This window comes from Pseudomonas sp. NY15435 (assembly GCF_048068295.1).
Lineage (GTDB): Bacteria > Pseudomonadota > Gammaproteobacteria > Pseudomonadales > Pseudomonadaceae > Pseudomonas.
The window spans coordinates 191054-209936 of record NZ_JBLUQA010000005.1 but is presented as its reverse complement, the minus strand read 5'-3'; the positions used below and the strand labels follow the sequence as shown (position 1 = coordinate 209936).

16 protein-coding genes are annotated in these 18883 nt (G+C 61.7%); 10 read left to right on the top strand and 6 right to left on the bottom strand.

Going from position 1 to position 18883, the window contains the following annotated elements:
* The first annotated feature begins 43 nt into the window (after positions 1 to 43).
* Positions 44 to 1048 (top strand): GlxA family transcriptional regulator, encoded by a 1005-nt coding sequence (locus tag ACNFH5_RS13910; protein ID WP_416746780.1) that lies wholly within the window; start codon positions 44 to 46, stop codon positions 1046 to 1048.
* Between the two features lie 27 nt (positions 1049 to 1075).
* Entirely contained in the window at positions 1076 to 1318 is a 243-nt protein-coding gene (locus ACNFH5_RS13905; RefSeq protein WP_416746779.1) for a DUF1272 domain-containing protein, read from the top strand.
* 222 nt (positions 1319 to 1540) lie between these two features.
* Here the strand turns inward: ACNFH5_RS13905 and nfuA are convergent, their stop codons facing one another.
* Together nfuA and ACNFH5_RS13895 are read right to left on the bottom strand one after the other, a co-directional pair.
* On the bottom strand, positions 1541 to 2125 hold the full coding sequence (gene nfuA, locus ACNFH5_RS13900) for a Fe-S biogenesis protein NfuA (protein ID WP_416746777.1): 585 nt from the start codon (positions 2123 to 2125) through the stop codon (positions 1541 to 1543).
* Between the two features lie 178 nt (positions 2126 to 2303).
* A complete protein-coding gene (locus tag ACNFH5_RS13895) occupies positions 2304 to 4592 on the bottom strand; it encodes a fatty acid cis/trans isomerase (RefSeq protein WP_416746774.1) in 2289 nt (762 codons plus the stop codon).
* 171 nt (positions 4593 to 4763) lie between these two features.
* Between ACNFH5_RS13895 and metH the strand changes: the two genes are divergently transcribed.
* The 8 genes from metH to ACNFH5_RS13855 all read left to right on the top strand — a co-directional run bounded on the left by metH (position 4764) and on the right by ACNFH5_RS13855 (position 16825).
* The gene (gene metH / locus ACNFH5_RS13890) at positions 4764 to 8456 is read left to right on the top strand and encodes a methionine synthase (RefSeq protein ID WP_416746772.1); all 3693 of its coding nucleotides are present in this window, start codon (positions 4764 to 4766) and stop codon (positions 8454 to 8456) included.
* Positions 8457 to 9020: 564 nt separating this feature from the next.
* Positions 9021 to 9170, top strand: coding sequence for a hypothetical protein (locus ACNFH5_RS13885; protein WP_416746770.1), 150 nt, complete (start codon positions 9021 to 9023; stop codon positions 9168 to 9170).
* Between the two features lie 209 nt (positions 9171 to 9379).
* On the top strand, positions 9380 to 10582 hold the full coding sequence (locus ACNFH5_RS13880) for an HlyD family secretion protein (RefSeq protein ID WP_416746768.1): 1203 nt from the start codon (positions 9380 to 9382) through the stop codon (positions 10580 to 10582).
* Between the two features lie 2 nt (positions 10583 to 10584).
* Positions 10585 to 12684, top strand: a complete 2100-nt coding sequence (locus ACNFH5_RS13875; protein WP_416746767.1) for a peptidase domain-containing ABC transporter — start codon at positions 10585 to 10587, stop codon at positions 12682 to 12684.
* Positions 12681 to 13994: a TolC family outer membrane protein gene (locus tag ACNFH5_RS13870; protein WP_416746765.1), complete on the top strand. Its 1314-nt coding sequence runs from the start codon at positions 12681 to 12683 to the stop codon at positions 13992 to 13994. The genes ACNFH5_RS13875 and ACNFH5_RS13870 overlap by 4 nt, the downstream gene beginning before the upstream one ends.
* Positions 13984 to 14901 carry a hypothetical protein gene (locus tag ACNFH5_RS13865; RefSeq protein WP_416746763.1) on the top strand — a complete coding sequence of 306 codons (918 nt, stop codon included), beginning with the start codon at positions 13984 to 13986 and terminating at the stop codon, positions 14899 to 14901. The genes ACNFH5_RS13870 and ACNFH5_RS13865 overlap by 11 nt, the downstream gene beginning before the upstream one ends.
* Before the next feature lie 266 nt (positions 14902 to 15167).
* Positions 15168 to 16277, top strand: coding sequence for a fimbrial protein (locus tag ACNFH5_RS13860; protein ID WP_416746761.1), 1110 nt, complete (start codon positions 15168 to 15170; stop codon positions 16275 to 16277).
* 197 nt (positions 16278 to 16474) lie between these two features.
* Positions 16475 to 16825: a 50S ribosome-binding protein YggL gene (locus ACNFH5_RS13855; RefSeq protein ID WP_416746759.1), complete on the top strand. Its 351-nt coding sequence runs from the start codon at positions 16475 to 16477 to the stop codon at positions 16823 to 16825.
* A gap of 67 nt (positions 16826 to 16892) precedes the next feature.
* Here the strand turns inward: ACNFH5_RS13855 and ACNFH5_RS13850 are convergent, their stop codons facing one another.
* The 4 genes from ACNFH5_RS13850 to ACNFH5_RS13835 all read right to left on the bottom strand — a co-directional run bounded on the left by ACNFH5_RS13850 (position 16893) and on the right by ACNFH5_RS13835 (position 18883).
* Positions 16893 to 17252 (bottom strand): hypothetical protein, encoded by a 360-nt coding sequence (locus tag ACNFH5_RS13850; protein WP_024763315.1) that lies wholly within the window; start codon positions 17250 to 17252, stop codon positions 16893 to 16895.
* 70 nt (positions 17253 to 17322) lie between these two features.
* Positions 17323 to 17733, bottom strand: coding sequence for a roadblock/LC7 domain-containing protein (locus ACNFH5_RS13845; protein WP_416746756.1), 411 nt, complete (start codon positions 17731 to 17733; stop codon positions 17323 to 17325).
* Positions 17734 to 17765: 32 nt separating this feature from the next.
* Positions 17766 to 18296, bottom strand: a complete 531-nt coding sequence (locus ACNFH5_RS13840; RefSeq protein ID WP_416746755.1) for a GTP-binding protein — start codon at positions 18294 to 18296, stop codon at positions 17766 to 17768.
* A complete protein-coding gene (locus tag ACNFH5_RS13835) occupies positions 18293 to 18883 on the bottom strand; it encodes a hypothetical protein (RefSeq protein WP_416746753.1) in 591 nt (196 codons plus the stop codon). The genes ACNFH5_RS13840 and ACNFH5_RS13835 overlap by 4 nt, the downstream gene beginning before the upstream one ends.

The following is an 18883-nucleotide window of genomic DNA, read 5'->3' as shown; positions in this document are numbered from 1 at the left end:
CGGTCATCGCCACACTCATTCTATCCACTGAACGAGTGTTGCCATGGAATCGCCGCGCCGCATCGCCTGCCTGATCTACCCCGAGGTCATGAGCCTGGACATCACCGGACCGCTGCAGGTGTTCGCCTCCGCCAACGTCGAGCGCCAGCGGCAGGGGCTCGCGCCCCTGTACGAGTTGCTGGTGCTGGGCGAACAGGCCGGGCCGGTCGCGACCTCGGCCGGCATCCGCATCTGCGCCGATCAGACGTGGCGGGAAGTCGATCCCGCCACGCTGGATACCCTGTTGGTCCCCGGCGGGCTGGGCGTTCCGGTGCAATGCGAAAACACCGACCTGCTGCACTGGTTGGCCACTGCCGAACCCCAGGTGCGCCGTCTCGGCTCGGTATGCTCCGGTGCGCTGATCCTCGCGGCTGCCGGCGTGCTCAATGGCCGCCCGGCCACCACCCATTGGGCGGATGTCGACAAACTGTGCGCAGGCTTTCCCGAAGTGCTGGTTCAGGGCGATCGCCTGCACACCTATGATCCGCAGCGCCGCGACGGCGACGACCACGTATTCACCTCGGCGGGCGTCACCGCCGGCATCGACCTCGCCCTGGCATTGGTGGAAGCCGACCTCGGCCGCGCGCTGGCACTGGCGGTGGCACGGCGGCTGGTGATGTTCCTCAAGCGCCCCGGCGGGCAGGCGCAGTTCAGTCACTGGCTGACCCCGGAGCCGACCCGCACGCCGCGCCTGGCCGCGCTGCTGGAATGGATTCCCGCCCACCTGGGCAATGATCTGTCGCTGGAAGCCCTGGCCGAGCAGGCCTGCATGAGCCCGCGCACGCTCTCGCGGGTGTTCATCAGCGAACTGGGCATGGGGCCCGGCCGCTACGTCGAGCGGGTGCGCCTGGAAGCGGCGCGCGCGCTGCTGCAGGACGCCCAGGCGTCGATCAGCACGGTGTCGCGGCTGTGCGGCTTCGGCCATCCGGAGAACCTGCGCCGCACCTTCCACAAGCACCTGGCGATCAGCCCGCAGGAATACGCCGAGCGCTTCGGCCAGTTGCACTGACATCAATCCACAGCAAAGGACTTTGCCATGCTCGAACTCCGTCCCAACTGCGAATGCTGCAACCGTGACTTGCCCGCTGACAGCCCGGACGCGCGTATCTGCAGCTTCGAATGCACCTTCTGCCCCGACTGCGCCGAGCACGTGCTGCACGGCCGCTGCCCGAACTGCGGCGGCGAACTGGTGCCGCGCCCACGCCGCCCGGCGGAGAAACTTGCAGCCAATCCGGCCTCGACCCAGCGCGTGCTCAAGCCGGCCGGCTGCCAGGGCTGAATTTGCTGCGGCATTGGTGGTGACGGGGCCAGGGCGGTTCGCGAGCAAGCTCGCTCCTACCAGGAGCGCCCGGCTCGACCTGTAGGAGCGAGCTTGCTCGCGAACCCGTCCGTAAGGCGGATAACACTTGGGGCGTTATTCGCCCCACGCAAACTGCTTCCGGATACTCCATCAACAAAAAAGGCGACCCGAAGGTCGCCTTTTCTTTGCTCCCGCACCCACTCAGTAGTAGGCGTTCTCGCGGTTGCTGTGGTCGGTGACGTCACGTACGCCCTTCAGCTCCGGGATGCGCTCGATCAGGGTCTTCTCGACGCCGTCCTTGAGGGTCATCTCGACTGCGCCGCAGCCCTGGCAACCGCCGCCGAAACGCAGCACGGCGATGTTGTCCTCGACCACGTCCACCAGGCTCACCTGGCCGCCGTGGCTGGCGAGACCGGGGTTGATCTCGGTCTGCAGGTAGTAGTTGATGCGCTCGGTGATGGGGCTGTCTTCATTGACCATCGGTACCTTGGCGTTGGGCGCCTTGATGGTCAGCTGGCCGCCCATGCGGTCGGTGGCGTAATCGACAATGGCGTCTTCCAGGAAGGGTTCGCTGATCGCGTCGATGTAGGCGGTGAAATCCTTCAGGCCGACCGGGGTGTCTTCCGGCTTCTGCTCGCCCGGCTTGCAATAGGCGATGCAGGTTTCGGCGTACGTGGTGCCCGGCTGGGTGATGAAGATGCGAATGCCGATGCCGGGAGTGTCCTGCTTGGACAGCAGCTCGGCCAGGTAATCCTGTGCGGCTTCGGTAATGGTGATAGCGCTCATGGCAACTCCTCGCAAACGTGGCGCCAGTTTACGCCATTGGGGGGTGAGGGATAAAGCCCTACCGTTTTAGTAGGAATAATTCGCAGCTGGGCAGCGTGGCTTTTCGTAGGAGCGAGCTTGCTCGCGCGCCCCCACAGTGGGGCGGTTCGCGAGCAAGCTCGCTCCTACATGACCTCGGTCACAGGTTCTCGTAGCGGTTCATGTCCAGCACGCCCGCCTCCACCGGCTCGGTTTCGCGCAGGTAGGCGTCCAGGTCGTGGAAGTAGAACCAGAACTGCGGGTGGCTGCGGCGGATGCCCCAGCGGTCGGCAACGCTCTCGAAGTCCTTCGCGTTCTTCACCTGCTCCAGCGCACTGACGAAATCAGGCACCTCGGCCGCTTTCAGGTTGAACATGAAGTTCGGATAGCTCGACAGTACGCCGGGGTAGATGGTCAGGGTATCCAGCCCCGGCTGGTATCGCAGCGACTCGCCCATCATGAAAGCGACGTTGCTGTGGGCACGGTTGCGCAGCACGGTGTAGATCTCGCGCTGGCCGTCTGGCAGTTCCACACGCAGCATGGCCGCCTCGGGGAACTGGTCGATCACCGGCAGGCCGGCGGCTGGGCGGCTGACCAGTCGGCTGAAGGCCTGCTCGGCGTCCTGCAGCGGCGCAGCCACGGTGTTGCGGTAGCAGGCGCCGTTCTCACACAGGTTGATCGGGTCGGGCCGCGCATTGAGCGCCACATAGTGCTTGAGCAACTGCCTGGCGAAGGCCAGCTTGGCGCCCTTCTCCGGCAGGAACAGGCCGGTGGGCGCGTCGCTGTCGGAGTTGTAGTAGTCGGCCCACATCTTCAACTTGCCGCTGCTCTGGTACCAATCGTCAAGCAGCCTCTTGCGCTCGCCAACCGGCATCAGGCGCAGGAAGTTCTGCTCGGCGCCGTTGCGGATCAGGTCGAAATACAGCCGCGTCTGCGCCTGGTGGGCGACGTTGCCGAACACGTCGAAGTTCACCACCAGCCCATAGTAGGTGCGCTCCAGCAGCGGGTAGTCCATCCACCAGAGGGTCTGCGGCACGCCGCCGATCAGGCCCTTGCGCACCGAGGCGCTGTCGAACTGGCGGAAGATACTCAGCACGGCGTTGTCGTTGCCGGCCCAGATGTCGGCCCAGGTCGGCGCCGGCGCCTCGTCGTAGACGTCCTGGCGCAGCTCCTCATATTGATTGCGCTTGTCGCGGTAGGAACGCCACTGCGACAGCATGGCGCCCACGTCATCGATCTGCCCCGGCAGCGCCAGCAGCGGCGAGGCCTGCCGCTGGAACTTAGGATCGGTGACATAGAGGTCGTGGTCCGGGTCCTGGAACACTGCCCAGAAGTTGTCGCGGATCACGTCGGTGGCGATCTGTCCGCGGCACACCGGCCCGCGAATGAAGGTGCGGACGAAGTACTCGGCGTTATCCAGCATGAACTGATAGCGCGCCCGCGCCGGGATCGCCTCGAAGGTCACGAACGGGTTGGCGCGGTGCTGCAGGCCGTAACCGGGCACCTTGTCGGTAGTCCAGGCGGTGCCGTAGAACAGCTCCTGGTTGCGCTTGAGCCGCGCCTCGTTGAGCGGATAGGTGATGTGCGTCTTGTGCACGATCACGCCCTGGATCGGCCAGAGGCGGTAGTAGAAGGTATTGCCCGGATCGTCGTTCGGCCGCCGCGTGGCGATGGGGTCGATGGGCTGGCCGCTGGGCGTGCGCGAGCGCACCAGCTGGAAGAAATGCCCCGGCTCGCCGCGCTCGGTGAAGTACAGGTGGGCGAGGAACAGGTGCTCGTAGATCCAACGCGACACCAGGCTCTGGCGGGCGCCTGGCTGGTTGAGGAAGCTTTCCCACTCGTCGATCTGCTGTGCTTCGCCACTACCCGGCTGCCACGCCTGCTCGTCCACCGGCGCGCCCTGGGCCAGCCAGGTCTTGATGGTGGACAGCTGCTTGTCGGTCAGGCCGGTGACGGCGAAGGGCATGCCGCTGCGCCGGTTCTTCGCGACGAAGTCGTCGATGCTGTCGGGCGTCGGGCACTGGTTGGTACGGTAGATCGACAGGTCCAGCCCGCCGGGAATCTTCGCGTTGGGCACCAACGGATGCTCATGTCCCAGGTCGATCATCCGGGCCATCAGCGCAGCCTGGCTGCCGCGGCCGTCGAGCACCGACCAGAAATCCTTGCGCCGCCAGGCATCCGCGCCATGGGCGTCGAGGAACAGCCGGGTCGGGTCCTGAGCCTTGGTCCGCCCGCCGTCGTAGACCGGCAGCTTGTTCGCCCCGCGCTGGGCGCCTTCGGCGGCAGTCAGGTTGAGCTGGCACGGTGAGTCGTAGCAGGCGTGGCAGGCCACGCATTTCTCGGTGAAGATCGGCTGGATGTCCTTGGTGTAGGACAGCCCTCCCGCCTGGGCCAGGGCCGAAAACGTCAGGGATGCGATGAGCAACGTGAAACGGGCTCGCAGGGACATGAAGGACTCCGGACATCAGGATGGAGCGGATTCTAGCGGGAGTGCCGCTGTAATGCGCTCCAACCAAAGACTGAACATGAACAATCCTCATGTAAAACCCGAGACGGTCAAATTTCCTGCAGGTTTGATATCATCAGCGACCTTTCGTCACGCCCTTTTCCAGGTATCCCAATGATCGACCGTGCCGCACGCCTGCAAGCCCTTCAGCAAGCCCTCAAGGAGCGCATCCTGATCCTCGACGGCGGCATGGGCACCATGATCCAGAGCTACAAGCTGCAGGAAGAGGACTACCGTGGCGCGCGCTTCGCCGACTGGCCCAGTGACGTGAAGGGCAACAACGACCTGCTGCTGCTCAGCCGTCCGGACGTCATCCAGGCTATCGAGAAGGCCTATCTCGATGCCGGCGCCGACATCCTCGAGACCAACACCTTCAACGCCACCCGCGTGTCCCAGGCCGACTACGACATGCAGGAACTGGCCTACGAGATGAACGTGGAAGGTGCGCGCCTGGCCCGTGAAGTGGCTGACGCCAAGACCGCCGAAAACCCGGACCGCCCGCGCTTCGTCGCCGGCGTTCTCGGCCCGACCAGCCGCACCTGCTCGATCTCTCCGGACGTCAACGACCCCGGCTTCCGCAACGTCACCTTCGACGAACTGGTGGAAAACTACAGCGAATCCACCCGCGGCCTGATCGAGGGCGGCGCGGACCTGATCCTGATCGAGACCATCTTCGACACCCTCAACGCCAAGGCCGCGATCTTCGCCGTGCAGGGGGTCTATGAAGAACTGGGCGTCGAGCTGCCGATCATGATCTCCGGCACCATCACCGACGCCTCCGGCCGCACCCTGTCGGGCCAGACCACCGAAGCCTTCTGGAACTCGGTGCGCCACGCCAACCCGATCTCCGTCGGCCTGAACTGCGCCCTGGGCGCCAAAGAGCTGCGCCCCTACCTGGAAGAACTGGCGACCAAGGCCGGGACCCACGTCTCCGCCCACCCCAACGCCGGCCTGCCGAATGCCTTCGGCGAGTACGACGAAACCCCGGCGCAGATGGCCTTGGTGGTCGAGGAGTTCGCCGCGTCGGGCTTCCTCAACATCATCGGCGGCTGCTGTGGCACCACGCCGGGCCACATCGAAGCCATCGCCAAGGCCGTGGCCAAGTACGCGCCGCGCGCTATTCCGGAAATCCCCCGCGCCTGCCGCCTGTCCGGCCTTGAGCCATTCACCATCGACCGCAACTCGCTGTTCGTGAACGTCGGTGAGCGCACCAACATCACCGGCTCGGCCAAGTTCGCCCGCCTGATTCGCGAGGAAAACTACGCCGAAGCGCTGGAAGTCGCGCAGCAGCAGGTGGAAGCCGGCGCCCAGGTGATCGACATCAACATGGACGAGGGCATGCTCGACTCCAAGGCGGCCATGGTGAAGTTCCTCAACCTGATCGCCTCCGAGCCGGACATTTCCCGCGTGCCGATCATGATCGACTCCTCCAAGTGGGAAGTGATCGAAGCCGGCCTGAAATGCATTCAGGGCAAGGGCATCGTCAACTCCATCTCCATGAAGGAAGGCGTCGAGCAGTTCAAGCACCACGCCCGCCTGTGCAAGCGCTACGGTGCCGCCGTGGTGGTAATGGCCTTCGACGAAGCCGGCCAGGCCGACACCCAGGCGCGCAAGGAAGAAATCTGCCAGCGCTCCTACGACATCCTGGTCAACGAAGTGGGCTTCCCGCCGGAAGACATCATCTTCGACCCGAACATCTTCGCGGTGGCCACCGGCATCGAGGAGCACAACAACTACGCGGTCGACTTCATCGAGGCCTGCGCGTACATCCGTGACAACCTCCCCTACGCACTGACCTCCGGCGGCGTATCGAACGTGTCGTTCTCGTTCCGCGGCAACAACCCGGTGCGCGAGGCGATCCATTCGGTGTTCCTCTACTACGCGATCCAGAACGGCCTGACGATGGGCATCGTCAACGCCGGCCAGCTGGAGATCTACGACGAGATCCCGCAGGAACTGCGTGACAAGGTCGAGGATGTGGTGCTCAACCGCAGCCCGGATGCAACCGAAGCGCTGCTGGCCATCGCCGATAACTACAAGGGCGGCGGCGCCACCAAGGAAGTCGAGAACGAGGAATGGCGCAGCCATAGCGTCGAGAAGCGCCTGGAACATGCCCTGGTCAAAGGCATCACCACCTGGATCGTCGAGGACACCGAGGAGTGCCGGCAGAAGTGCGCGCGCCCCATCGAGGTCATCGAGGGCCCGCTGATGTACGGCATGAACGTGGTCGGCGACCTGTTCGGCGCCGGCAAGATGTTCCTCCCGCAGGTGGTGAAATCCGCCCGTGTGATGAAGCAGGCGGTGGCCCACCTGATTCCCTTCATCGAAGCGGAAAAAGGCGACAAGCCCGAGGCCAAGGGCAAGATCCTCATGGCCACCGTGAAGGGCGATGTGCACGACATCGGCAAGAACATCGTCGGCGTGGTGCTGGGCTGCAACGGCTACGACATCGTCGACCTGGGCGTGATGGTCCCGGCGGAGAAGATCCTGCAGACCGCCCGCGAGCAGAAGTGCGACATCATCGGCCTGTCCGGCCTGATCACCCCGTCGCTGGACGAGATGGTCCATGTCGCCAAGGAAATGCAGCGGCAGAATTTCCACCTGCCCCTGCTGATCGGTGGCGCCACCACTTCCAAGGCGCACACGGCAGTGAAGATCGACCCGCAGTACAGCAACGACGCCGTGGTCTACGTCACCGACGCCTCCCGCGCGGTGGGCGTGGCAACCACCCTGCTGTCCAAGGAAATGAAGCCCGAGTACGCCCGCAAGCTGCGCGAGGAATACGCCGAAGTGCGCGAGCGCACCGCCAACCGCAGCGCCCGCACCGAGCGCCTGACCTACGAGCAGGCCATCGCCGCCAAGCCGCAGTTCGACTGGGCCGGTTACCAGCCGCCGGTGCCGAGCTTTACCGGCGTCAAGGTACTGGATGACATCGACCTGAACGTGCTGGCCGAGTACATCGACTGGACGCCCTTCTTCATCTCCTGGGACCTGGCCGGCAAGTATCCGCGCATCCTCACCGACGAAGTCGTGGGCGAGGCAGCCACCAGCCTGTTCAACGACGCCCAGGCGATGCTGAAGAAGCTGATCGACGAGAAACTGATCAAGTCCCGCGCCGTGCTGGGCTTCTGGCCGGCCAACCAGGTGCATCACGACGACCTGGAAGTCTACGGCGACGACGGCCACAAGCTGGCCACCTTGCACCACCTGCGCCAGCAGACCATCAAGCCCGACGGCAAGCCGAACTTCAGCCTGGCCGACTTCGTCGCGCCCAAGGACAGCGGCGTGAAGGACTACGTCGGCGGCTTCATCACCACCGCCGGCATCGGCGCCGAGGAAGTGGCCAAGGCCTACGAGGCCCAAGGCGATGACTACAGCGCGATCATGGTCAAGGCCCTCGCCGACCGCCTCGCCGAAGCCTGCGCCGAGTGGCTGCACGAGCGTGTGCGTAAGGAATACTGGGGCTACCAGCCCGAGGAGCACCTGGACAACGAGGCGCTGATCAAGGAGCAATACGTCGGCATCCGCCCGGCGCCCGGCTACCCGGCCTGCCCGGACCACACCGAGAAAGGCACGCTGTTCAAACTGCTCGACCCGAAAGGTCTGTCCGGCGTAACCCTGACCGAGCACTACGCCATGTTCCCCGCCGCCGCCGTCAGCGGCTGGTACTTCGCCCATCCGCAGGCCCAGTACTTCGCCGTCGGCAAGCTCGACAAGGACCAGATAGAACGCTACAGCGCGCGCAAGGACCAGGAGATCAGCACCAGCGAACGCTGGCTGTCACCAAACCTGGGCTACGATAGCTGAATCCGCCTTGATAAATGTCTACCGTGGAATTCCCGGTAGACATTTATTACATCCAGATAATTGTTCCTCCGCTTCATTCGTTCTTTTCGATTTGATTCACCGTTCTCTCCGAGCTACTTCACTCGTCAATATTGCGCATGGAATGCCATGGGTCTTCTGCCCCCAGACGGCCATATATGAATTGGTTATTCCTCATTACCGAAAACTCCCCTCAGTAAATTCTGGCGCACCAGAAGCTTCTTACAGAATTCGCAACTACTTCGCTATTGCGGACACCCCGCCAAAAAAAGATCATATCCCCAACCCCTCTTGCAGCAATTTTCAATTCAGGAAACCTCCTGCTAATCGCACTGCAGCGCATTGATTTATCAAGCACCGACCCTGCACATTCGAACCTGAACTTAAACTGCGAGAAATTGGAACACCTCATTAAACGTTCAACCATGCAAACAGCATATCCGATACGTTTATCAAAGCTTTTGGCACTCAATTCAGTGACGTCCACAAAGAGCAACACCGCAACATATGCTTTACCTCTAAACCCGCTATTTCAGGGAACTGAAAATGAAAAAAGTAAATCGCGATGATCTGATCAAGTCCGAACTGGCAGGCGGCTGCTGCAAGAGCAAGAAGAAATGCACTCCATGCCCGACCCCGGTTCCGCCGGTAGACGGCGGCGGCAGCGCCGGCGGCGGCGGCAACATCGCTCCATAATTCAGCATCTTGCTTTGCTAACACTCATTTGATCGCTGTCGCCCCGACTTCCAGTCGTCGGCACGCATGAGATTGGATTAGCGAGCAGATACGGCTGAAAAACGCTGCCCGGCAGTTAAATGCCGGGCAGCGTTTTGTGCTTTGGAAAACGGGATTGGATTTCCGGCAATTAAAACCAAGCCCCTGAGCAATACATAAAGGTCGAAAGTTTGAGTATCCAAGCAGAAAAACTGCCGCGTTTCACCGACATATCCTGGCGATGGATTACCTATTTCACGTCGGCAATCGTTGCGCTCAGCATTATCTTCGGCTTTTTCCAGGAGATTGAACTCAAACGCGATGTTCCCTGTGAAATCGTATCCCCTTCCGAGATCAAGGTCGGTGGCCTCACGGGATTGGTGACAGCCGTTCAGGTTCACTCCGGGCAAACTGTCAGCCAGGGTCAACCGCTGTTCACACTGGCCAGGGACTTGAACCTTTCAAGCGACGGCACTCCCCGTGCAACATTCGACGAGACGATGCGTGACGAACAGATTGCTACCGTTCGGCGCCAGCATGACGACCGTATCGCGACCCTCGCCGCCCGCATTCAGTCCAATGAATTCAGCGAAGCAGCCCGGCGTCTGGAATTGCGCGCCATCGAGCAGCAACAACAACGTACCCGGCAGATGGCTGCGGATGCCCGCGGCACCCTCGATCGCATCCAGGGCATGGCCGATTATGTGACGGCTGATCGCGTCGACCAGGCGCGGCTGCAGGCCAACCAGAGCGCCGCCGAAGTAGCCCAGGGCGACGCCAGGCGGCAGTCGCTGATGAGTGAAATAGCCACGCTTCGCGGCAACCAGCATGAACTGGCAGCCCAGCAGCGTGAAGCCGACTCTCAGTTGCTCCGTGATGAGCAGGACATTCGCCTGCGCTACGAATCCTCCCGCCAGAACACCACCATTTTCGCTCCCCATGAAGGCGTTATCACGTTCTCGGGTCTGGTTGCCGGGCATTCGCTTCAGGCGGAAGACATTGCCCTGGTCATCCATACCGGATCTACGCGCCCACTGGTCGCGGCACTGAACATTCCGTCCCGCCAACGCGGGTTCGTCAAGGAAGGCCAACTCGTCCGCATCAAGCTCGATGCCTTCCCATACGCCCGCTTCGGCGCCTTGCAAGCCCGTATCGAATCGATTTCCGATACCACGATGAGCAAGACCGACAACCCCTCCACGGCCAACGCAACCAAAGTCGTGGAATCCAACAACTACATGGCGTGGGCGGCGCTGGCCAGTGACACCTTCGGCGCATCTCCAGAGCCACTGCGCGCCCTCCCTGGCATGCAGGGTACCGCCAGCGTCGTCGTTGAGCGACGCACCATCGCAGAGTGGGTGCTTGAGCCTCTCTTCCAGATTATCCGAGGCTGATTGTGCGGGTCATATACCAGAACGAAGTCGCCGACTGCGGCTATGCCTGCCTGGCAATGGTGCTGACTCACCTGGGCCGGGCGACAGAGGTGCGGGAAATTTCCGCGCATTGCCCCATTTCCTCCCACGGCCTGACGTTGATGGATTTGTACGACGTGGCCACCGATTTCGGCCTCGCCGTCCAGGCATTCCAATTCGATGCGGACGACCTTCGCTCGATCAAGCCCGGCTCCATACTGCACTTTGGCGGCGCCCATTTCGTGGTATTCGAGAAATACCGTCGAGGCCACGTCGTGGTGATCGACCCGGCCTCGGGTCGTCGCCGCCTCTCCCTGGACATGTTCCTGGCGAACGTGTCCGGCTTCCTGCTCGAATGCGCCCCGACGCCCCTGCTTCCGCGCATACGCGCGCGCTCGCCCGTACCCGGCGCACTCGCGCGCGTGCGCAGTTTGAACCCCCAACTGCGAAGCCAGATCATCAAGTTGATGTTCATCGCGATCGGTAGCCAGTTCGCGATACTGGCCATGCCCTATTTCGGCAACCTGGTGCTCGACCATGTGGTGACGAGCGACAACCGCAACCTGCTGCACATTCTGGCCGTGACGTTCGCCAGCATCTTCGCCATCGGCACCTTCAGCCGCTTCGTGCAGCAGTATCTGACAGCCCTGGCCGGCGCCCTGGTCAGCGTCAACGTCACCCAGGGACTGGTGGGAAAGCTGTTGAGCAATCCCATTTCCTACTTCGAGAAACGCAATGTGGGTGACCTGTTCGCCCGTGTGAAATCCCAGGACGAGATCAACACCTATACCGTGCAAACGGCTATCTCGCTGCGGATCGACCTGGTCGTCGCAGTCGTCGCCATCGCCTTGATGCTGATGCAAAGCGCGCTGCTTGCTTGCGTTGCGCTGAGCATCTTCGCCGTCTACCTGGGTACGGCGTTCGCGCTTTACGTGCCGATGCGCGATGCACACATGCTGGTCCTGGAGCGCTCGGCGCAATGCGACGACACCATGATCGAAACCATTCGCGGCGCTTCGCTGATCAAACTGGCTTGCGGTGAAATCCGTCGCACGGCCATCTTCATGTCGAAGTTCCGAGCCAACGCGGCGGCCACGCTTTACAGCGCCAAGCTGGCTGCGGCCCGCGATGCCGTGCTGAAGCTGGTGGAGTACACCGACCTGCTCGCTATCACCTGGCTGGCCAGTGGGCTGATGCTCGACGGCAAGGTATCGGTGGGCGTGTTCTACTCGTTCATGATCTACAAGTCGCTCGCTTCCGAACGCCTGGCCAACTCGATCAACGCCTTGTTTGGTCGATTCATGCTGAGCGTTCCCGTGCAGCGGGTTGCCGATATCGTGGAGCACGAATCGGAACACTATGCCGCCACCGACCCCAAGGCCCGCTCGACGCTACTGCAGCGCTTCGACTCGATACAGGTGCGCGATCTCTCATTCAGCTACGGACTGTCGGATCGCGAGGTGCTGTCCGGAGTGAACCTGGAGATACGGCGGGGCGACAAAATCGCCATAGTCGGTCCGTCCGGAGTGGGGAAATCCACCCTGTTCAAGATGCTTTGCGCAGCCGAACCGCTTCAGCACGGCGATCTTCGTCTGAACGAGGTGAGCTATGCCAACCTCGCCGTCAATGAAATCCGCCAGCACATGACGCAGATGCGCCAAGGCGATCTGATTCTCAATGGCAGTATCGCCGACAACATTTCCCTGTTCAGCGCCAATGCCGATCACAACCGTATCAACCAGCTCCTCAAGGACGTCGGGTTGCTGGCGGATGTCATGCAGTTACCCATGCGGACACAAACGGTGATCAGCGATTCGATCGCCAATATATCCGCCGGTCAGCGCCAACGCCTGCTACTGGCTCGGGCGCTCTATCAGGATGCGGAACTGCTGTTGCTTGATGAACCCACCTCCAATCTCGATCCGCAATCAGTCGGGCAGATCGCCGACCTGCTGTTGAGCCTGGAGCGGACACTCATTGTCATCACTCATGACCACTCCCTCGCCTCGCGATTTGATTGCAGCTTCCAGTTGCTCGACGGACGCCTCATTGCGCGCGAGTCGCGCCAGAGATCCCACGTATGAGGGCAGGCGTCATACACAAGGTGCTGGGACTGAGCCTGCTGCTGATGCCCTGGCTGGCACCAGCCGGCGAGATGTTGTCCGCGGTCAGGGACGCGCTGGCTCATGACGCCGAACTGGCGGCCTCCGGCAGCGAGCTGGACATGGCCCGCCAGGAGATTCCCAAGGCCAGAGCCGCCCTGCTGCCGCGGCTGGACGGCGGCTGGGGAAGAACCTACAACCGCCAGCAAACGGATAACGCTCCCACAATGAGCTACTGGCAGAACGGCTGGATGATCACGCTCAATCAGCCAGTGTTCGATTGGGAGCGTTGGGTAGATCTCAAGCAGGCTGGAATGTCGAGCACTTTGGCGGAGCTCGAATTCGCCAGCGCCAGGCAAGACCTGATGCTGCGCAGCGCGACTGCCTACATGGACATGCTCGTGGCGTCGCAAAGAGTGTCCCGTGCCGCCGACTATCTGCGCGCGGTGTCGGAGCAGCGCGCCTTGGCATTGAGACTGCAGGCCGGCGGCGAAGCGACGGTCATCGACGTGCAGGAGGCCACCTCGCGCCTGAGCGAGGCACAACTGCAACTACAGGATGCGGAGCGCGAACTGGACTCCAGTCGTAGTGTCGTGGCGACGCTGATTGGGCGAGACATCGAACCGCCCAGAACATTGCCTGCGGGCAAGCCCAAGCTCTGGCTGAGGGCATCCGAGGTCGACCGCTGGGTGCGTCAGGCGCAATCCCACAGCTTCCCCGTCCAGCTCGCTCAACTGCAGGCCCGCATAGCCGATGGCGAGGTGGAGAAAGCCCGCGCGCAGCGTTATCCCGTGGTCAACTTGAGCGCCAGTCACTCACCCTCGGGCGCCGCTTCAGGCTACTCGGAACCCACCACGACCAACACCGCCATGCTGACCATTTCCGCACCGATCTTTACCGGCGGAGAGAATCGGGCGCGGATTCGCCAAGCCTCCGCTGGTGAAGAGAAAGCGCAGAACACCCTGTTGGCGGCCACCCGCAAATCAGGTGCGGATGCACGCGAGTGGTACCAACGCTTCAACTGGGCACGAGACCGCAGCACCGCGCTGGAAGACATCATCCGTGGCAATCAGGCCGCACTGGAGTCCACCCGAATGGGCTTCAAGGTTGGCAGCCGGACCAACCTGGACGTGCTGAGGGCTCAGGAAGCGGTCTTCACCAGCCGCTCGGAGCAGACCAAGGCGGTCTATGACATGCTTTCCGCCTTTTTGGCGCTCAAAGCCGAAATCGCCGGGCTGACCCTGGACGACATTCAGATCATCGACAGCTGGTTGAGCGCCCATGACCAATAGGCGCGAGCGTGTAAGACTCAGGTGGCGCGATCAGATCCTGCTCAGAATGCCGGCCGGTTGGCTGGTGCCACTGGCAGTCACATTATGGAGCTGCCGAAGCCTGTTCAATTCCGGCGTTCGCTGGGATGGTCGGTTGCGTTACGAATGGGGGCGCGACAGCGAATGCCTGACTCAGGGCAATGTCTGGCGCACCATGGCCAGCGGTGAGTTGGAGACCCTGATTGACCGGCGCATGCATTTAGGTCGCTTGTCGGGGCTCGGCGGCTATTGTCCGGAGCTGGAGGCCACCGCTCAGGAATTGGCCGACACGGTTGCTGCAATTCGCCATGACAACCCCAAACGGCCGATTATCATCTCGCCTTTTCACTACGTATCCGAATACGCCAACATCTATGTAGTCGACGCGCTACGGGCGAAACTGAACATGGCCGAGCTAGCGGTCGTGTCAGGCAGCCCGCGCCAGGCTTATGGAAATCGGGAGGATATATTGATTCCCGGTTTGCGACTGCTGCACACCTACGATGAGGAAAAACGCTCGGCGTTAGGCCTGCGGCTGATGCGTGCACTACGACAGGAAAAGATAGCCGTCCTTTTCAGCGATGTACCGCCTTATATGATGCAGCGCTTCCCGATGGAAACGGTGGAAGTGTCCATCCAGGGTCGGCCGGCACGTTTACACCGCGGCGTATTTACCATCGGCAGCCACGCCGATGCCTTGCTGGTGAACTTCCATTTGACCTTTTCAAAGGGCCATTTCGGCCACCGGATTTTCCCGCCTGTAGAACTGGCATGGGAAAATGCACCACAGCAGGTGGCAAACCATATCGAACTGGCCTATCACGCTGCGTATCCGAACTGGATTCTCGCCGACCATCCATCCCGCTACGGCTTCTCACCAACTAAATAAAAGCCGCCAAATTTCTGAAATTAACATTAATCCGGCAGCGGCTGACAGGAAATAAGCCCCACCAATAGTTAGCCCTACAGAACTTTCCGGCACTCGCCCTACCACTGTTAGAATATCCTCTATTTCGCGAGAAAACCTCCTAACCTTTAGCAGCCCAATCGGACAGAACTATTTTTCGCACTCTGCATTAATACGATACTTGCCAGCAACACCACCTTTCGACGGCTAGTTGCCCGTATCTTTTAATCCCACAGAGGCTCGAAAACATGATCCGAAAGATGACGCTCGAGCGGCTACTGAAGCTGATTCGCGTTGCAGGTGTATTGACCATCCCGCTGTGCAGCCCATATTCCATGGCCGCATTCAACTGCAACTTCAATGGAACGGGTGTTGAAACCTTCAACTTCCCCAGTCCAATTTCGGTCCCCAGAGATAACACGTCCGCTTTAGTCCCGCTTTCTGGGTGGGTCATGGGGGCGGCCACCCAAAATACTTACACCTGCACAGCCAGTAATAATACTCAGGTTGGCATCGGCCTGAAATTCCCGACTTTCAGCCAAGCCGGTTCGTACAGCGAGAACGGCTTGACTTATAAAGTTCTTCAAACCGCAACACCTGGCGTGGGAATCATTTACGGATTGCGCTACTACACCACTGGCCCAGGCTGTGAGGGAGCGATTGATGGCTCTGCCGGCATGCAAGGCTGGTATCCCTGGGTGGCCGCGTCCGGAACGATCCCCTACAGCAACCGTTACTGCTATACCAGTGGCACCGGGGACTACACCTTCGGCATGCAAGTACAGGCGCGGTTGATCAAAACAGGCAAGATCGCCGCCGGCATGTTGCAAGGTTTCACCCTGACCAACACCGCGCTACAGGTGGATGGCGCGTTCTCCACCGGGACAGGTAGCACCAACTACAACATCGGTCCCGTGCAGTTTCAGGCATTGGGCTGCAGCGCCGAGGGCGGCAATATCACGTTGCCCACCATCAATAAATCGGTGTTCGCCTCAGCTACCAGCGTACAGACGACCCCTTTCCAGTTCGTACTACGGAACTGCCCTGCAGGCATGAACGCCATCCAATACCAGTTGGACTCCATCATGCCGGTCATCAGCGCGACCGACGGCACCTTCCAGAACGCCACCGGGGCGGACATGGCCAAGGGGGTAGGCCTGCGCATCACCAATGAGACCAACACCGCGCCCATTCGCTTAGGCGACTCCAGTTATGTGGTGTCCGACTACAGTCCTGCTGCGGGGAATTCGAGCCTGCCGATCAAGATGAACGTGTCGTACTTCCGCACCGGCACTGCCGCACAAGTGTTGGGTGGAAAGGTTAGTGGCACGGCGCAGCTGACGGTTTTCTATCTTTAGTGGCTGCGGATACCGAAAAAGGCACCTGCAGGTGCCTTTTTCTGGATGACGGGGTCTCCCCGGTGAGAAATGAACAGCGCCATGTCGCATTGTTGTGGGGATGAACTGGCTCCAAGGCCAGGAGTGGTATCATGATCGGCTGGCGATTGCCGGATCCAGGTCGCCAAGCCTGGTTAGCGCTTCTCAAGGAGACATCGATGAAATACCTCACCCCCGAACAAATGGCCAAGCCGCGCAAGCGCCGCCTGCTGAAAAAACTGCGCCTGGGCGAGTTCCAGGAGTTCGGCTTCAGCCTGGAAGTGAACTACAGCGGCGACCTGGACGACGTGCTTGACCAGTGGATCGCTTTCGTCGAGTCCGAGGGCTGGGTCTTCGTCGGCGGCGCCACTGAAGACGGTGAGTTCACAGGCTACCTGTGCCTGAACGCCGTTGGCAGCCTGACCGAAGCCGATCGCGAAACCACTCGCCTGTGGCTGGAGAAACAGTCCTGGGCGAAGTCCTTCGAGCTGGGCGAATTGAGCGACTGCTGGCACGGCCTGTTCGAGTAATACCCGCACAAATAGAAACGTGGGCAAGCCTCCCAGGCTGGCCCACGATTTCGCCCCGACGTATTCGTCAGATAGCCATCTGCCCCTCCACCTCCTGCAGCTTGCGTCGAGCCAACGCCAGGTTGGCCTTCACCTTGTCCAGCACGTAGTACATGAACACGCCTTCGTGCTTCGCCATCGGGCGGATGATGTGGTACTGGCGGCCGAGGGTGATGAGGATGTCCTCGATTACGTCGTTGAGCGCCAGGGACTTCATGGTCTTGAGCTTGGCACGGACCACTTCTGTGTTACCCGCCGCGGCCAGTTCCAGATCCACGCCCCCCCCCGCCTGTCCGAGCAGCATGCCGCTCTTGGCATCCACCACGGCAGACGCCAAGGCACCATCCAGGTTCAGCAGTTCGTCCAGCGATTGTTGCAGTGCTGCCATAGCGATAACTCCTTGAGTGCGCGTCCTGTTATCGGGCTCCGCAGCCGCGCGCGCCGCGAAGCCTGTTGTCTCAGCCGGCCAGCGACAGATCTGCCAACCGTGTTGCGGTTCGCTTTGCCTGGTAGAGCACCTGCCCCAGCATCTCCTCGCGGTCGGCAACCAGGTTGAGGATCATCGGGTGGCTCGGGTGCGGGATGTCGACGATGACGATGTAGCCTTCGCTCGCCTCGACTATCACGTTCTGGTGCGGCCCGACTTCGCTCTCCTGGCCAACCATGGCACCGAGAGCAGAGATCGAGCAGGCCATCGCTGCCAGCTTGGAAACCTCCAGCCCCTTGCCGGCGCGGGAGGCCACTTCGAAACCATCGGTGGTGGCAATCACCGCCGCGCTCAACCTGCCCAGGCTGGCGCCGAGTTCGTCCAGCGCCAGTTCGGCGTCGTGACGCAGTCGTTCCGGCAGGCTCGTCAGGGCATGTTCCATGGTCGACTCCAATCTGTGGCGAACTTCAGGCCTCAGGCCGCCGTGCATTCCAGTTGCAGCAGGAGCAGATCGAGCAGTAGACGCACCTGCTCCGCTTCGCGCACGTCCACTTCCACCACCGGGAAGCTGTGCCCGGTTTGCGCCAGGGCGGCGGCGTAGTCGTCCAGGCCGGGACTGGGATTGCCCGGTAGTCGGCCGACGCCGATTACGCAGGGCGCGCTGGCGATGCAATCGGCAAATCCGTCCAGGTAAACCCGCAAGTCGCCCAGCGGATCGGGGCGCGAGTTGTCGATGAGGATCACCAGTCCCAGCGCTCCGCGTGCGAGAATCCCCCACATGAAGGCGAAGCGTGCCTGGCCGGGAGTGCCGTAGAGGCGCAGGCGCTCGTCCGGGCCGAGCACCACTTCGCCGTAATCCAGGCCGACAGTCGTGCGCGCCTTGTCCAGGCTGGGGTCGTTGTTCTGCACATCGGTGCTGACCGGTTCGATATCGCTGATGGCGGCGATGGCGGTGGTCTTGCCGGCACCCATGGTGCCGGTGAAGAGGATCTTGTATTCCCTCATCGGCCGTCCTCCGCAGCACTGCCCAGACCAAGGTGGCGACGGATGCGAGCCAGCAGGCCGACGGGTGCAGTGGTTTGCGACGGAGATGCTACCGGAGCCTCACTGCGTTGAAGCATTTCCTGGGTGGCCATTACACGGACGAAATTTTCCGCCACCTGATGCGGAACGCCGGAACGCTCGCACAACTCATCCAGGCTCATGGCTCGAGCGCAGAGCAGCGTGGCCAGTCGCACGTAGCGATGATCACCCTTGAGCAGAGAGGCCGCCGGCCAGTGCTTCAGACGCAACGCTTCGCCGGGAATCTCCATTGGCCGATGGCCAATGGCACGGGCCGCACGCTCCAGACAGTCGAAGACTTCGCTGGCGCGCAGCGGCCAGTGCACCCAGAAGGGTTCGCCATCGGCGGTGCGCAATTGCACACGTGGCTCTCCCTCCTCGCCCTCCACCAGCAGGTCGGCCGGACCTTCGACATAGGCCCAGTGCGCCAGTGTTCGGCCGCTGAGCAAACCGACAATGGACTTGAACACCACCTGATCTCGCAGTGCCATCCGGGCGAACCCGTAGGTGTACTGAACTGGCTGATTCAT

Coding starts and splice junctions, on each gene's coding strand:
- ACNFH5_RS13845 (WP_416746756.1), bottom strand. CDS start 17,733: ATGGAACATGCCCTGACGAGCCTGCCGGAACGACTGCGTCACGACGCC.
- ACNFH5_RS13840 (WP_416746755.1), bottom strand. CDS start 18,296: ATGAGGGAATACAAGATCCTCTTCACCGGCACCATGGGTGCCGGCAAG.
- ACNFH5_RS13860 (WP_416746761.1), top strand. CDS start 15,168: ATGATCCGAAAGATGACGCTCGAGCGGCTACTGAAGCTGATTCGCGTT.
- ACNFH5_RS13865 (WP_416746763.1), top strand. CDS start 13,984: ATGACCAATAGGCGCGAGCGTGTAAGACTCAGGTGGCGCGATCAGATC.
- metH (WP_416746772.1), top strand. CDS start 4,764: ATGATCGACCGTGCCGCACGCCTGCAAGCCCTTCAGCAAGCCCTCAAG.
- nfuA (WP_416746777.1), bottom strand. CDS start 2,125: ATGAGCGCTATCACCATTACCGAAGCCGCACAGGATTACCTGGCCGAG.
- ACNFH5_RS13905 (WP_416746779.1), top strand. CDS start 1,076: ATGCTCGAACTCCGTCCCAACTGCGAATGCTGCAACCGTGACTTGCCC.
- ACNFH5_RS13870 (WP_416746765.1), top strand. CDS start 12,681: ATGAGGGCAGGCGTCATACACAAGGTGCTGGGACTGAGCCTGCTGCTG.
- ACNFH5_RS13850 (WP_024763315.1), bottom strand. CDS start 17,252: ATGGCAGCACTGCAACAATCGCTGGACGAACTGCTGAACCTGGATGGT.
- ACNFH5_RS13855 (WP_416746759.1), top strand. CDS start 16,475: ATGAAATACCTCACCCCCGAACAAATGGCCAAGCCGCGCAAGCGCCGC.
- ACNFH5_RS13835 (WP_416746753.1), bottom strand. CDS start 18,883: ATGAATCAGCCAGTTCAGTACACCTACGGGTTCGCCCGGATGGCACTG.
- ACNFH5_RS13895 (WP_416746774.1), bottom strand. CDS start 4,592: ATGTCCCTGCGAGCCCGTTTCACGTTGCTCATCGCATCCCTGACGTTT.
- ACNFH5_RS13885 (WP_416746770.1), top strand. CDS start 9,021: ATGAAAAAAGTAAATCGCGATGATCTGATCAAGTCCGAACTGGCAGGC.
- ACNFH5_RS13910 (WP_416746780.1), top strand. CDS start 44: ATGGAATCGCCGCGCCGCATCGCCTGCCTGATCTACCCCGAGGTCATG.